Origin of the sequence: Streptomyces sp. NPDC049915, from assembly GCF_040656475.1 — a bacterium.
In the GTDB taxonomy this organism is placed as follows: Bacteria; Actinomycetota; Actinomycetes; order Streptomycetales; family Streptomycetaceae; genus Streptomyces.
Window position 1 is genome coordinate 461733 of the sequence record NZ_JBFAMH010000003.1, and the last position, 13962, is coordinate 475694.

Consider the following 13962-nt stretch of genomic DNA (forward strand, 5'->3'; position numbering starts at 1 on the left):
CGCCCACGTCACGGCGCCGGGTGCCGCGCGGCCTTCTTCACATCCATCTCGACGTCGTACCTGCCGCGCCCCTCGGCCTGCGCGAAGGCGGTGACGGCCGCCTGGACCGTCTCGGCACGCTCCCGCCACACCCGCCAGGCCTTCTCGTACAGCGCGCTCTGCTCCTCGGTCCACTCGTGGGCGGCGGGTCGGCCGTACTCGTTACGCAGGGCAAGGACGTGGGCGTGAGCCTCATCGGCTGTGCGCTGCAGGTTCACGAGGTCTTCGAAGGTGTGTGCCACGCCAGGGATCCTAAGCGGGCCCACCGCACGCGCCGACCATCGCACTTAACTCCCGATCGGGTAGAGCGATCGCCGCCCGGGCGCGTCACTCTCCAGGGCCCTCGTGCGCTTCACCCGTACTGCCGCCTTCGCCGCCGCGTTCACAGCCGTGCTGCTTCCCGCCACCGCCCACGCGGCTCCGGCCGGCGCCGCTGTGCGCGATCCGGTGCAGACCTCACTGCGCCCGTGCGCGATGTTCTGGCCCAGCTGCCCATCGCCGTGGAGGACCGCACCGGCTACCAGCGAGAGGCGTTCAAGCACTGGGTCGACGCCGACAAGGACGGCTGCAACACCCGCGCCGAAGTCCACAAAGCCGAGGCCGTCATCGCGCCCGATCAGAGCCAGCGCTGCACTCTGACCGGAGGCCAGTGGTAGCCCGTACGACGACCGCTACATCGACGGCCCGCAGGGCCTGGACATCGATCACCTGGTCCCGCTCGCGGAAGCCTGGGACTCCGGCGCCTGGCACTGGTCGCCCGAGGAGCGCGAGGCGTACGCCAACGACCTGGGCGACGACCGCGCGTTGATCGCGGTGTCGGCGACGTCGAACCGGTCGAAGGCGGACCAGGACCCCACCACGTGGCTGTCGCCGGCCGAGGGCTCGACCACTTCGTCGCCGTCGACCGGCGCGAGACGGGCAGCAAACACCACTCGATCTGCCGGGATGATGCCGCTCGGGATCCGAGCTGCGCCCGCGGGTCAGCGCATCGGCAGGGGGATGGGTGTCGCGGCGGGCCGGCGACGGGCGGGACCTTCAGCAGTTACACGGTGGTTGATCGCCGAGGGGCTGGAGCAGGCGCGGGATCACGGCGCACAGTGCGGGCATCTCGACGCTGCGCACGTCAGTCTGGAGCGGTTGGGGTTCGATCTGAGTCGGTGGCTTTCCAGGTTGCCCGGTAGGTCTGCGGGGTCGTGCCGGTGACGCGCTTGAACCGTTCGCGGAAGGCGGTGGCGGATCCGAAACCGGCCTGTACGGCGATGCGTTCGACGGAATGATCGCTGTTCTCGAGTAGGTACTGGGCGTGCCGGACGCGTGCGCGGAGCAGCCATTGCAGCGGGGTCGTGCCGGTCTGTTCACGGAAGCGGCGGCTGAAGGTGCGGGTACTCATGGCGCAGCGGGCAGCCATGGCCTCCAGGGTGAGGTCCTCGCCGAGGTGGTCCTGGATCCAGGCCAGAGTCGGTTCCAGAAGTGAGCCGCGAGGCAGCGGCGGGGGTTCGTGGACGATGTACTGGGCCTGGCCGCCCTCGCGTTCCAAGGGGGTGACGGCCAGTCTGGCCGCGTCCGCCGCGACGGCCGAGCCCAGGTCGCTGCGGACCAGATGCAGGCACAGGTCCATGCCGGCGGAGGCCCCGGCAGAGGTGAGCAGTTGACCGTTGTCCACGTAGAGGACGTCCGGGCGCACTTCGATTGTCGGGTACTGCCGGGCGAGCTGATCAGCGGCGATCCAGTGGGTGGTGGCGGCCAGGCCGTCCAGCAGGCCGGTGGCGGCCAAGGTGAAGGCGCCGCCGCAGATCGAGGCGATGCGTGCGCCGTGGGCGGCGGCGTCGCGCAGAGCCTGAAGAGCCTCGACCGGGGGCGGCCCCGCACGTTCCTCCCGGCCGGGCACGATGATCGTGTCGGCGTCGGCGAGGCCGTCCAGCCCCCAGGGCGCACGGATGGTGAACGTTTCGGTCGGCACCTCCGGTCGGGTACCGCAGACGCGCACCCGGTAGGGGCGACGCCCGTCCGGCAGGCGCACGCGTCCGAACACCTCCACCGGGATGGCCATGTCGAAGGCCACCGTCCGATCCAGCGCAAGAATCGCGACCGTGTGCATCCGCGCAGACTACGCCCCCTTCCAGCCGCACCACATTGCCCTCGCCCGGAGGTTGTACGTCGGGAAAGCGCTGGTCAGCGAAGTGGCGAGAACTCGTTGATTTGTGTCATTCAAGCTCATGGGCGGGGCCTGTTGTGACGCCTAGCGTGAGCGCGGCAGTCAAGGACCCAGGGAAATGAGAGTCGCCGATGCTGGCCCAGTTCGTCCTCTTCGATGGTTTCGACCCGTTGGACGTCATCGCCCCGTTCGAAGTCTTCAGCGCCGCCCGAACCTTCACCGATCGGGTGACCGTCGAACTGGTCTCCGCTGAAGGAAGCAGGCAGGTGCCGAGCGGAATCCCCGGCGTCGCGCTGCCGGCCGCCGCTTCTCTGGCCCCGGACCGCGCGGACCTGGTCGTCGTCCCGGGCGCGGCCGGCAGGCTCCCCGGGCAGGGCGCGGACGGCTCCGCCGAGGAGATTCCCGCGGTCCTCGGCCGTGCGCTGACCACCGAACTCCCGAAGTTGCTGGCCGCGGTGCTGGCCGCAGAGGGCACCACGGTGGCCACGGTCTGCGGCGGGTCACTGGTGCTGTCGATGGCCGGACTTGTGCACGGCCGCCACGCCACCACCCATCACCAGGGTCTGGACCTGCTCGGCGCGGGCGGCGTGCACGTCGCCCCGGGCCGGGTCGTCGACGACGGCGACCTGGTCAGCGCTGGCGGCGTCACCTCCGGCCTCGACCTGGGCCTGTATCTGCTGGACCGGGAGATCGGGCCGAAGGTCGCGCTCGCGGTGGAGCAGCTGTTCGCCTATGAGCGCCGCGGCGTCGTCTGGCGCGACCAGGGGCCCGCGCCGGTGTCCGCCGCCGGCGGCGCGGAGCAGCCGCGATGACCAAGCTCCTGCTCATCCTGCACGTGCTCGCGGCGATCGTCGCCGTCGGCCCGGTGACCGTGGTGGGCAGCATGTTTCCCGCCGCGGCCCGCCGTGCCGCCGGCTCGCCCGACCGGAACGAGGCGGTCGTCACGGTACGGGTGCTGCACCGCGTCTGCCGCGTCTACGCCGCACTCGGTCTGGCCGTTCCCGGCCTCGGCTTCGCCACCGCGAGCGAGCTGCACGTCCTGGGCAGCCCCTGGCTGATCACCTCGATCGCGCTGACCGGTGCCGCCGCACTGGTGCTGGCGCTGCTGGTTCTGCCGGCCCAGGAACGCCTCCTCGCCGACCTGGCCGAATCCGCGCCTGGGACGGCGGTGGTCGAGCGCGCGCAGACCGCGCGCCTGGCCATGCTGACCGGCGCCTTCAATCTGCTCTGGGCGACGGTCACCGTCCTGATGATCCTCCGCCCAGGCTCCACCACGGGAGTGTGACTCATGACCGCCGACTCCGCAGCCGCGCCACGGCTCGCACGCAAGCCGCTGCGGGCTACAGCAACCATCGAACTGGTCAGCCTCACCGTGTTGTTGCTCAACATCGCCATCGGGAACGCCCAGCAGATCGCGGCGCTGTTCGGTCCTGTACACGGGATCGCCTGGCTCTTCGGCGTCCTGGCCACCTGGCGCGACCGGCAGCGCAGCACCGGCGCCGCGCTGCGCGCCGTCATTCCCGGCATCGGAGGCCTGCTCGCACTCCGCGCCCTGGAGCGCACCGGTACACAGCCCGCTCCGGACGCGGTGGCGGGGGCACGATGAGAGCCCGCCTGCCCACGCTCGCGGCCACGGCCGCGCCCGCCCTGGCGTTCGTGACCGCCTACGGTGCCGACGGGCTGCGGACCGCCCTCGTGGCGGCCACAGCGGCCGGGGCGCTCGTTCTCGGCTGTGGTCTGTGGATCCGTCGGTACCTCCGGCACGCGGCGGTAGGCGCGCTGCTGGCGGTGACCTGCGCGGCCGTGGCGGTCGGTACCGGGCAGGCGCGAGGCTTCTTCCTGCTGCCCATGCTGCTGCCCGCAGCGTCGGCGGCGGCCTGCCTGCTGTCGGTGCTGGCAGGCCGTCCGCTGGCCGGCCTGGTGGCCAACCGGGTCGCGGGCGGCCCACGACACTGGCGTTCGCACCAGCCCCTGCACCGCTTCTATCGTTGGATGACGGTGCTCATCGGCCTGGTGTGCGTGGCGAGCCTGGCGGCGCAGGCCGCCCTCTACAGTCGTGCGCAGATCGCCTGGCTCGGCGGCCTTCACATCGTCATGGGAGTGCTGTGGCCCGGGATCACCGCCATCACGCTGGCTCTGTCGAGGGTGGCCGTCGCCCGCCACCGCGAGTCGGCCCCGGGTACAGACCCGGCATCCAGACAATCGAACGCGGTCCGGGCACAGTAGGCATCGTGGACCCTTCTGTACGAAGAGGTGCTCTCGGAAGCCATCACGTACCACTTCACTGGAGCGGGAGGCAGGCGAGCAGGCTTTTTCCCCACAGCCCTGCACTGAGACCGGGAGAGCGGAACGGCGGTCCCCGCATCGGCGCTCCTTCTTCTTCCCTGCGGCTCAGGGGCTGAGCGGCAGCTCTCACCGCCCGCGTCCGTGGATGCGGTGCGGGCCACGGAGAGGGCGCCGACGACTGGGCCCTCCTGGCCACCTGGAGGTGCGGCGACGACGTCACGGAACTGGACTCCGGTATGGCCCACTGGGTGATCCGCCACCGGGACCTGGCGACCCGGCGCTTCGACCGGGTCCACCGCTACGTCGAAATGGCCTGACCGTGTGGGGCGGGGACGACGGGTACCCCAGGGATCATCAGCCGCCCGCCCCGCCCACGCCACCTGGTCCGTGCCGCCAACGTGACGATCGGTCGCCCGGAACGGGTGCCGCCCCCTGCCCCGGCGTTCACCCCGCCCGCGGAAGGGTCACGGCAGTAAAACCCGTGAAGCACACACTCATCCGAGACGATCAAAACCGATGGTTTGTCGGCGGCCAGTTGCTGGAGTGTTGTTTCGATCCAGTGGTTGGTGCGCTGGAGGGTTGGGTGAACCGGGTCCAGCGACTCGATTTCGAGGTGCTTGGTCTTCTCCCGCTTTGCTGCAGGTGTTCACCCGCATGTGCAGTTGCTCGCGGGCGGTGTCGTCGTCTGGGCGGCTTGGGATGGGGCGGGGGAGTGCGCGGCATGTGGTGGCGTGTTCGTTGGCGGTACGGTTCACACTGGGATTCACACCGGCGGCGTCGACGTGACCGTCACCCTCCACACCGAAAGCTCCCCAGCCCGACGGCAGTCAGTGGGACGAGATCGTTGAGACGTCCCTGCACTCCACGTCGGCCCAGTTGATGGTGCGAGGCCTGATGGGCGACCAGGACGAGGAACTGCCTGCCCTCTCCTTCGCAGGGCTCGGCGACTACCGGCTGCGCATCCATGCCCGCGGCCGTGACTCCGCAGTCGACCTCGCCTCCGACGAGACCAGGGAGTGGTATGTGATCCAGGCCGGGCCGGCAGCCGCACAGGACATAGCGATCCTGCGAGCCACCGACAACTACGGCGCCACCGTCCGTACCCGCTGAGCGCCAAGCTCCGAGTTTTCAAGCTCATCGACTGCCCGGACACCTGCACCAGCCGGTGTCCGGGCAACGGCTCGCACCTGAAGGTCATTTCCCGCTCCCACGCGCTGCGCGGCTTCGACTGCTCGGCTTCGGACGCAGTCGGGTAGGTTCGACGGGTGTCAGTCGTCGTCGGCGATGAAGTCTGTTATCGCGGCAGTGATGGCTTCGGGCTGCTCGTCGGGGATGAAGTGTCCAGCGTCGGGCACGACGATTCCGGTGGTGTTGTCGGCCCACGGGCTGATGGAGGCGGCCATGTCCGGAACGGAGCCGTGGCTGCTGGAGATTCCGAGGATGGGCACGGTCAGGTGCCGCCACTTGAGCGCCTCGCGGTTCTTGCGGGCTGACTCCGCGGCGTCTCGGTAGTACGCGAGGGAAGCGCGCAGGCCGCCGTCGACGGCGACGGCCGCCGCGTAGTGGTCGAGCTCGGCGTCGTCGAACGTGTCGGGAGACAGGGCCTTCATCTTCAGGAACCAGCCGACGTACTCGCGTTCGCGGCCGGCAAGCAGCGTCTCGGGCAGGTCGGGCACGATGTGGAACGCGAAATGCCAGGTTTTCCACGCTCGATCCGGGTCGGTGGGAATCGCCTCCGGGAGAGTGATACCGGGAATTCCGGCGTCGAGCAGAGCGACCCCGCGCAGGTGGCTCTCGAAGTTGAGGGCGAGGGAGAAAGCGACCCAGGCGCCGATGTCGTGGGCGACCAGAGAGTAAGTCGACACTCCGAGAGCCTTCACGGCGGTGTGGACGTGCGCGGCGACCGCGTGCGTGTCGTAGCTGCGCTCCGGACGCTCGGAGTGGCCCTGACCCGGTAGGTCGATCGCGATGACGTGGAACCGGTGGGTGAGGCCGGGCATTACCTTTCGCCAGGCCCACCAGGTTTGCGGGAATCCGGCGAGCAGGACGACGGCCGGGCCGCTCGGCCGTCCGCCTTCGACGGCATGAAGGCGGACGCCGTCCGCGTCGACCCAGCGGTGGGTGAATCCGGCCAGATGCTGCAGGGGCAGGTCGCGGATGGGGTTGCTTTCGGAGACCTGCGGCTTGCTGGTTGCTGGGCCGGTCACGGGGATCCTCCGTCGGTGTCAGGTGTGCGGTTGGGGTGGTGGAGCGGACGGCGGTGGCTGGGACCACGTGGTGTGGTTTCTCGCGCGGTCGCGAAGTGCGCGGTATGCCTGGCCATGACCACGCTTGAAGGTTACACATCTTGAACTGGTCAGTTCAAGATAGAATGGTGCGCAACACAGTCCGAACCATCGACGCATCGGCAAGGAAGTGCCGCGTGGCAGGCAAGAAGCAGTTCGACATGGACACGGCGCTCGACGCCGCGATGATCCAGTTCTGGCGCGATGGCTACGCCGACACCTCATTGGACGATTTGTCTCGGGCAACCGGCCTGAACCGCAGTTCCATCTACTCCTCCCTCGGCGACAAGGACACGCTCTTCCTGCGCTGCCTGGATCTCTACGCCGCGCGCTATGGCGAGAAGTACGACGCCGCCCTGTCGTGTGCGGCCTCGGAACCCGTTGCCGCCGTTCGTGCGTTCTTCGACGTCACCCTCGAGCGCATCGCCGATCCCGAACTGCCTGACGGATGCCTGATTGCCCAGTCAGCCATGGCAATCCCAGTGCTGAGTCCGAGCGTCGCAGCGCACGCCAAGCAGGCGCTCGCCTTGCAGCGCCTGCGCCTGTGCACGGCGCTGAAGGCCGGCCGACTGACCGACCATGACGCCGAAGCCTTCGCTGTACACGCGGCGGCTGTGAACCAGTCGCTCGCCGTCATGAGCAGGGCCGGGGCGAGCCCGGCGCAGCTCCTGACTATCGTGGGTGTGACCGTGGACGCGCTGTCGCAGGCGTTGCGCGTAACCTCACGGTGAAGGACCGGACGCTGGGACGTCCTGCTGGCCGTGAGGGCGGGGGCCGGCGAGGCGTCGTACTGCGTGTTCCTGACCGACGTGCTCGCGCTGCCGGGCTGGATCCTCAGTCCCGCAACAGATCCGGCACCCCCACCCCGTCCGGCTCATCCCGCTCCGCCGACTGCTGCGTCGCCCGAGTCAGCGCGACGTACAGCATGCGCAACCCGCAGGGCTCTCGTGGGCGATCTCCGCCGGCGGGACGACGACCGTCGCGTCGTACTGCAGACGCATGCCAGCCTCGGCGCGCTCGGCCTGCGGGGGCGTGCAGATGCTGCAGGCCCCCTTCGACGCCGCGCGTGTCCACAGCACCAAGGTGCGCCTTATGCCCACGGCGGTCCCGGCGTACGGGGATGGTCCCGTCTTCACGCGGGGCCCTGGCATGGCCGCCCTGTTGGAGGCGCAGGCCGACCGCGGCCGGCTCCTCGGTCAGTTGCCCCTGGCCTGGGGAGCCCCTGCGAGTATCGGCCTGAGCGCTTGTCCATGCACAGGGCCTCAACTGCTCACTCTGAAGCGGCGGAACCTCTCAGGGAGGAACTGCCGCAGAAGAGCCTGGGCGGCATCGAGACGCTTGAGCTCATCGTGGCCAAAGCGGAAAACTTCATACCCCCTGAGCTTGAGATCCCGGTCAGCGGCGACCATGTCCGCGTACTTGCCTACTTCCCGCTCCAGGAGGCGCGGCGCTCCCCGTCGCCGACTTCGTCACCCACCCCGGTGCGCGGGTCCTGATCCGTCACCTTCCGCCGCCGCGGCCGCCCGCACTCGCTGCTCCTCGCGAGCAGAGCCGACGTCCCGTTCCAGGGGTGTGCGGCTCACGGCCGTCGCGAGGTCCTCCAAGGCTTGCTTCTGCAGTTCCGCCTCGCGCCGCAGGACCGGGCTCCGGTCCCCGGCGGCGCCCTCCCACGCGTGGAGCGCCTCCTCCACGCGCCCCCAGTCCGGATTCCTGTGCTCGCGCACGTCGACTGCCGCCTGCGCCGTGTCCGCTTCCAGGGCCTCGGCGAACCGTTCCGCCTCGGGGACGACACGGCTGTCGGCCCGCGGGACGTGGCTCTCCATGAGCATTGCTGCCCGGCCGAACCTCTTGAGCGCCTCCTGCGCCTCCTGCGCCTCGCTCGACGTCAGCCCCCTGGGGCGGACTGGTTCCTGCCTTGCCCGGTCGTATGCTTCCTGCCAGGCGGCACGTGCCTCCCTGCTCGCCAGGAGTGCCCTGCGCATGTCGGCGTGATGCTCCCGGGTCGGTTCGGCGTAGTTGCGGAGCACCGCGGCCGCGTAGCGGCCGTTGACGGCGAGCCAGTCTGCAAGCCGGCCCGGCAGCCGGGGTGTCTCCCATGCGGGGAACACCACGTACGCCAGCATTGCCAGGGCCCCGCCGAGCAGGGTGAGCACCACCCGCTCCGGGACCGTCTGCTCCCATGCCTGGCCGCCCATGCCGAGCAGGAAGACGACGTACGCGGCGGTGAAGCACTGGGAGTAGGCGTAGCCGGTACGGATCAGCGTGTAAGACAGGCCCGCCGAGACCACCGCCAGCGCGCCGAACACATGGGTGTCCGGTCCCAGGGCCCGCACCATCCCGGTGGCGAGCGCGACCCCCGTGAGGGTCCCGGCGAGACGGGCCACCGCGCGCGCGTAAGTCCGGTGGAAGTCCGGCCGCATCACCATCACCGAGGCGATGGGCGCCCAGTAGCCGTGGCCGAGGGGGAGCCGGGCGGCGATCAGATAGCCGAGCGTGGCCACCGCCGCCAGGCGTACTGCGTGCCGGAACACGGGCGAGTCCCCACGGAGCTCTCGGCGGACCGCCCGGACGACGACCGGGAGGAGCCGGAACATTGTCGGGCGCACCAGGAACTGGGCGCCGGCGGAGCCGGACAGCGTGGGCGTCCTCCCGCGCGCGCCGCCGCTCTCGGCGATCTCCAACGCCTCGCCGAGCAGTTCCACGAGCCGCTCGGCGGCTTGCCGCGCGGGGCCCTCCAGCACCTCGTGCTCCTCGTCGACGCGCAGGACGTCCGTAATCCCGGGCCGTACCTCGGCGGGAGCGCCGCGTCGGATCGAACGGGCGGCCGCGTCCAAGACGTCGGCGGCCGCGTCGAGCAACTCCCGCGCGCGGTCCCGCCCGGGGCCCTCCGCCGGGGCGCCGACGTCCGGGTCGGCGAGCGCGGCGACGACCGGCCGAATGCGCTCGGCGAGTCCCCGGGGGCCGTGGAGGACGTGGGGACGGGTGCGGGCCTGTGATGGCGTCACGGCAGCCGCGTCCCGGGCCGTCATCAACGGCTCTGGGTCGAACGGCGCGGTCGGGTCGTGCCGCAACCGGCGGGTGTAGTCCGCCACGGTGGCCAGGGCGTCGGCGAGGGCATCACGATGCGCCCCCCAACGGCGGATCGGGAACAGCAGGATCAGCACGGCCTGCGTCACGCCCCCGAGTGCGATGACCCCGGCGTGCTCCAGGGCTCGCCCGATGCTCGTGGGCAGGGTGATGGTCACCAGCATGCTGCCGACGGTCGTCGCTGCGACGATCCCAGCGGTCGATCCGACGGCCCACGCCATTCCCGCGGCAAAGGCCCATACGGCCAGCAGTGGGAGGAACGTCACGAGTCGCCCTGCCGCCAGGTAGCCCACGAAGGTGCTGAGCGCCAGGCCCGCGCCCGCGCCGAGCGCGATCACCTTGCGTGGACGCCACGTGCGCTGAAAGGTGGCCCCACCCGCGGAGTAGGCACCGAGGGCGGCGGATGCGGCAAACGCAGGGGAGACCAGCCACAGCGCCGGCCCGATGACGATCGCCACCCCAGCGGCCGTGCGCAGCGCGAGCAGGGGCTCCAGCCGCGTCTCCTCGATCGTGAGCCCGGATCGCACGACCTCCCCGAAGGCCCGCAGCCACGTCACGGCGTGGGCCTGACCGGAACGCCCTGCCGGGTCGCGTCGGCCGCGCCGCCGCCTGCTTTCATGAGGGCTTCCTTCGGTGCTGCGGCATGACAGCAGCACGACGGTGATGGAGACGGCGCACAGAGCCTGACTCCCGGGAGACGGTGCGAGGGGGTCCGCGGCTCCGGCCTGCCTCTGCGGGCCGTTCACCCGGTTCAGGTGGAACGGCAGTGCCGCCGCCGACCGCCAGGCGGAGCTTCGGCGCTCCGGCGGCGTGCCGCCCGGGTCCCCGCCGGTCCTCGACGCGAAACAACCACGCACGATCGATCAGCGGAATCTCCGGACCCGGGCGACCACCAACCACCGACGCATCTCCGACTCAGGTCACCAGCTAGTCACCGCCGTCGTCTTGGAGCAACTGGCGACGTTCCTGTTCGCGCTTGGAGTAGGCGGCTGCCCGGATCGCCTCGTCGCTCTCCAAGCCTGATCCCAGCGCGCCCCCCACCGTGGCAACCGAAGCGACGAACCAGGACAACGTCCAGTACTCCGTGGCGTGCAGCGGGGTTCGTGTCATGGAAGCGAACACTCGGTCGTTGAGGATGAACAGGGCCCACACGAAGTTGATGACGATCAAACCCACGTAGCAGACGAGCACCCCGAGGCCCACGGTCACGACCGTCGAGGCGTTGTAGAGCCTCGCCCTCTGCCTCGCCTCCCGCGAAACCTCATCCGTTCGATGCCACAGCTGCGCGTCCACGATCAGCCAGCCGATCATGAGCGCGACAGACCCGACCATGGCGATCACGAGGCGTGGCGTGCTCAGGGACGTGGCCAGGTTCCAGATGGTGGAGTTCACAGTGGCGACTGCTCCCGTGGCGAGTGCGGCCGCCAGGGCTTTCGACAAGCCCGGCACCAAGCGCCACGGCCGGTTGGCGCGGACCATACCGAGGAGCACCCTCAGGTAGCCGCGCGGCCCACTGACGACGTACCGAAGATCGGCGGTCTCCTCCTCACCGACCGGGCCCGGGTCAATAGGTGCGAGACGACTGACGAAGGGCCCCAGAAGCGGCTGACTCTCCGGAGTTCCTTCGGTCCCGGTGGCCCGCGGACCCGCCAAGCCAAGCACGGCTTCTTCAACGGCCTGCCGGGCCCTCGTCTGCAGACGCAGGCCCCCCAGCGCAGGAAGAGACAGCAGCGCCAAGCCGTGTTCGTGACTCAGATCCACAACGAGCTTGCGCCCGTGTGAGTGCAGCGGAAGGTCGGTGAGGGCCACGACGATGTCCCAATTCTCCGCTCTTCCGCGGTCCATGATCCGGCGCATCAAGGTGGGCAGGTCCTCGGTCCCTGCGGTGAAGGGCTCACTGACCACCTCGACGTCGAACCGTCGCCCCTGGCCTGACTTGTCGGCGAGCCGCGTGGGAAGTGATGGGGCCATGCGCTGCGCGATTTCCGTGGGCGCGTCCGGATCCGCCAGGAGAGCTACGGCCGTAACGCCATGAGGCGACACCCGCATGATTAAGGCCCTTCTCGTCAGCTGCTCCCGCGATCACAAGTGCCCACAGGATGCCCCCGAGGTAACGTCGACGCCGCGTGACACGCTGACCCCCGCCGGCAGGTGCAGGCGGTACGGCCAAGTCTGCTCGTCTTCCCAGCACAGGGCCTGCTCCCACCATCCGGCCACGATCGCGTGCGCCGCCGCGCACACCCGCTCCGGCCACGCCTTGGCCCCACCGTACGCCGCGCCACCGGCCGCCCCGCTTCGGTGTCCGGCCCGGAAGTAACGGCTCGATCAGCGCCCACTGCGCGCCGGTCAACGGCGCACCGGACCAACGATGGCCGGCTTCCAGCCGTCGTAGTAGACGCCCCTGCCGATGGTCGGCAGCTGGGCGCCGAACTGTACGCCCGTCTCGGCCGGGAGACGATCCCGGAGCGGGTGCAGCACGGCCCGAAGTGCCGTGTACGACTGCTTGCGCCGTTCTTTGGGCCATTCGAAGACCTCCTCGACGTCCTTGAGGAGCCGGTTGGCCTTGTCCACCATGGTTTCGAACGAGGAGAAACCTGTCTCAACCATCTTCATGGGCCCTTCGTTCTGGGCACCTGACGGGCTCAGTCCGCGAGGTCGGCCTTGCCGAACAGGACCGCGTAACTGGAGGGGAGTTGGCTGATGATCTGATTAAGCTCCCCGCCGGTGACAGTGTCGGCAACGGTGGTCAGGACCGCGCTGGCGTCCCACTGCGCCGTACGCGGCCGGGCGTGGGTGCGCTCGGCGACCCGGCGGTAGAACTCCTCGATCCCGAAGCTCCTCGCCTGCTCCGGCGTGGCATGGTTCAGAACTTGTCCCAGCGGGCCGGGCAGCTGAGATGCGAGGTCCTTGACCTCTCCCGGGCTGATCCGTTGGGCCAGCACTTCCAGCACGGCGTTGGTGACGTCCGCGGCTTCGTCCTGGTCGTTGTATTCGCCTCGCTCGCGTACACGGGCGAGAAATCCGTCGTATTTCATCGCTGCCTTCCTTCTGCCCCGGTCACCTCTGGTCACAGGGGTCGCCTGGTGCGCCGTCGGGCATGCCGGGTCCGTGCGTCGGCGCGTAGATGCCGTTCGCAAGGCCCTTGGCGCGGGACTCACGCAGGGCACGGCGGAAGCGTCCGGGGCCCCAGGAACGGCCGCCCACGGCCTGTTCGAGTCGGTCCCGGCTGGTCGGGCCGGCATCTTGGAGCACGTGGGTGATCTGTTCGATCTCATCGTCGAGGCGTTGTTCGGCCATGGCGGACGTACGGCTTGCCGTGCCCGCGGTGCCGGCCGTCCCCGGCGAGTCCAGGGTCCTGCCCGATCCGGTGCCTGGGCGATAGCGGCGGCCGGCGAGCACCGCTGGGTCTGCTCCCACCCCTTCGGCTGCCGCGCGCCTGGGGCGTGCGGCGCCGAAAGGAAGCCGGTGGCGAGCCACGTGCCGTGTCTCCACCGCCGTGAGGGGTTGTGATATCGGACGTCATTCATGAGTCACCCCGGGTGTCATGCCTCGCCCATCCGGCCGCGGAGCCGGACGGGTGTCCGGAACCGCGGCGTTCGCGTCTCAGCCGCTGCTCCCGGTGCTTTCACTCGCGTCGCTGATCTCGACGTGCCGCGGCTTTGCGACCTCGGCCTTGGGGACGGAGATGGTGAGCACACCGTCCGACATCTGCGCATTGATCTTTTCGGTGTCGACCTCTCCGGGCAGCCGCAGCCGATAGTCGAAGGCTCCGGTGCGGCGGGTGCTCCGGCGCAGGACGCCTTTGCGTTCCTTCTCCTTGATCTCTCCGGTGACCACCAGCTCCTGGCCGTTCGCTTCGACGTCGATGTCCTTGCTCTTGACTCCGGGCAGTTCGATCTCGACGTGGAAGGCGTCGTCGGCCTCCGTGACATCCGCCAGGGGTGTCCACGCGACTGCGGGCGCCGCGCCTCCCACCGTGGATTCGATCAGTCCGCTCATCTCGCTGAGCAGTTGGTCGAACTCCGTCAGCGGATTGCGTGCCCAGCCAAGGGGCCTGTCCTGCATTGCGCCACCGCGGTGGCGCCGGACGGGCATGGTCATTCCCATCGC

At 69.9% G+C, this 13962-nt stretch carries 17 protein-coding genes and 1 pseudogene; 9 read left to right on the top strand and 9 right to left on the bottom strand.

Translation table 11 applies throughout. The annotated features are described in order from the left end of the window. Positions 1-8: 8 nt before the first annotated feature. Positions 9-281, bottom strand: a complete 273-nt coding sequence (locus tag AB0J12_RS07075) for a hypothetical protein (RefSeq protein ID WP_363263157.1) — start codon at positions 279-281, stop codon at positions 9-11. Positions 282-506: 225 nt separating this feature from the next. Here AB0J12_RS07075 and AB0J12_RS07080 point away from each other — a divergent pair, with 225 nt between their 5' ends. Beyond that, positions 507-695 carry a hypothetical protein gene (locus AB0J12_RS07080; protein ID WP_363263158.1) on the top strand — a complete coding sequence of 63 codons (189 nt, stop codon included), beginning with the start codon at positions 507-509 and terminating at the stop codon, positions 693-695. Positions 696-747: 52 nt separating this feature from the next. Next, entirely contained in the window at positions 748-1242 is a 495-nt protein-coding gene (locus AB0J12_RS07085) for a hypothetical protein (RefSeq protein WP_363263232.1), read from the top strand. Here the strand turns inward: AB0J12_RS07085 and AB0J12_RS07090 are convergent. Then, entirely contained in the window at positions 1163-2137 is a 975-nt protein-coding gene (locus tag AB0J12_RS07090; protein ID WP_363263159.1) for a helix-turn-helix domain-containing protein, read from the bottom strand. The two genes, AB0J12_RS07085 and AB0J12_RS07090, sit on opposite strands and share 80 nt — an antisense overlap. Before the next feature lie 188 nt (positions 2138-2325). On the opposite strand from AB0J12_RS07090, the gene AB0J12_RS07095 reads away from it, so the two are divergent. From AB0J12_RS07095 to AB0J12_RS07120, 6 genes and pseudogenes are all read left to right on the top strand, one after another. Further along, positions 2326-3006, top strand: a complete 681-nt coding sequence (locus tag AB0J12_RS07095) for a DJ-1/PfpI family protein (protein WP_363263160.1) — start codon at positions 2326-2328, stop codon at positions 3004-3006. Continuing rightward, positions 3003-3479, top strand: a complete 477-nt coding sequence (locus tag AB0J12_RS07100; RefSeq protein WP_363263161.1) for a DUF2269 family protein — start codon at positions 3003-3005, stop codon at positions 3477-3479. The genes AB0J12_RS07095 and AB0J12_RS07100 overlap by 4 nt, the downstream gene beginning before the upstream one ends. Before the next feature lie 3 nt (positions 3480-3482). Then, positions 3483-3800 carry a hypothetical protein gene (locus tag AB0J12_RS07105; RefSeq protein ID WP_363263162.1) on the top strand — a complete coding sequence of 106 codons (318 nt, stop codon included), beginning with the start codon at positions 3483-3485 and terminating at the stop codon, positions 3798-3800. Beyond that, on the top strand, positions 3797-4420 hold the full coding sequence (locus tag AB0J12_RS07110) for a DUF3159 domain-containing protein (RefSeq protein ID WP_363263163.1): 624 nt from the start codon (positions 3797-3799) through the stop codon (positions 4418-4420). Before AB0J12_RS07105 ends, AB0J12_RS07110 begins: the two co-directional genes overlap by 4 nt. 242 nt (positions 4421-4662) lie before the next feature. Next, positions 4663-4797 (top strand): annotated as a pseudogene (locus tag AB0J12_RS07115) (DUF1963 domain-containing protein); the annotation flags it as partial. A gap of 577 nt (positions 4798-5374) precedes the next feature. Continuing rightward, positions 5375-5590, top strand: a complete 216-nt coding sequence (locus AB0J12_RS07120; protein ID WP_363263164.1) for a hypothetical protein — start codon at positions 5375-5377, stop codon at positions 5588-5590. Positions 5591-5748: 158 nt separating this feature from the next. Here AB0J12_RS07120 and AB0J12_RS07125 read toward each other — a convergent pair whose 3' ends face one another. Next, a complete protein-coding gene (locus AB0J12_RS07125; protein ID WP_363263165.1) occupies positions 5749-6687 on the bottom strand; it encodes an alpha/beta hydrolase in 939 nt (312 codons plus the stop codon). 215 nt (positions 6688-6902) lie between these two features. Between AB0J12_RS07125 and AB0J12_RS07130 the strand changes: the two genes are divergently transcribed. Further along, on the top strand, positions 6903-7496 hold the full coding sequence (locus AB0J12_RS07130; RefSeq protein ID WP_363263166.1) for a TetR/AcrR family transcriptional regulator: 594 nt from the start codon (positions 6903-6905) through the stop codon (positions 7494-7496). A 738-nt stretch (positions 7497-8234) separates the two neighbouring features. Here AB0J12_RS07130 and AB0J12_RS07135 read toward each other — a convergent pair. From AB0J12_RS07135 to AB0J12_RS07160, 6 genes are all read right to left on the bottom strand, one after another. Further along, on the bottom strand, positions 8235-10409 hold the full coding sequence (locus tag AB0J12_RS07135; RefSeq protein ID WP_363263167.1) for an FUSC family protein: 2175 nt from the start codon (positions 10407-10409) through the stop codon (positions 8235-8237). Between the two features lie 370 nt (positions 10410-10779). Continuing rightward, on the bottom strand, positions 10780-11901 hold the full coding sequence (locus tag AB0J12_RS07140) for a hypothetical protein (protein WP_363263168.1): 1122 nt from the start codon (positions 11899-11901) through the stop codon (positions 10780-10782). Positions 11902-12198: 297 nt separating this feature from the next. Next, positions 12199-12459, bottom strand: a complete 261-nt coding sequence (locus AB0J12_RS07145) for a DUF2267 domain-containing protein (protein ID WP_363263169.1) — start codon at positions 12457-12459, stop codon at positions 12199-12201. Positions 12460-12494: 35 nt separating this feature from the next. Beyond that, positions 12495-12887, bottom strand: coding sequence for a DUF2267 domain-containing protein (locus tag AB0J12_RS07150; RefSeq protein WP_363263170.1), 393 nt, complete (start codon positions 12885-12887; stop codon positions 12495-12497). A gap of 22 nt (positions 12888-12909) precedes the next feature. Then, positions 12910-13251, bottom strand: coding sequence for a hypothetical protein (locus tag AB0J12_RS07155; protein WP_363263171.1), 342 nt, complete (start codon positions 13249-13251; stop codon positions 12910-12912). Positions 13252-13455: 204 nt separating this feature from the next. Continuing rightward, entirely contained in the window at positions 13456-13953 is a 498-nt protein-coding gene (locus AB0J12_RS07160; RefSeq protein WP_363263233.1) for an Hsp20/alpha crystallin family protein, read from the bottom strand. Positions 13954-13962: the final 9 nt, after the last annotated feature.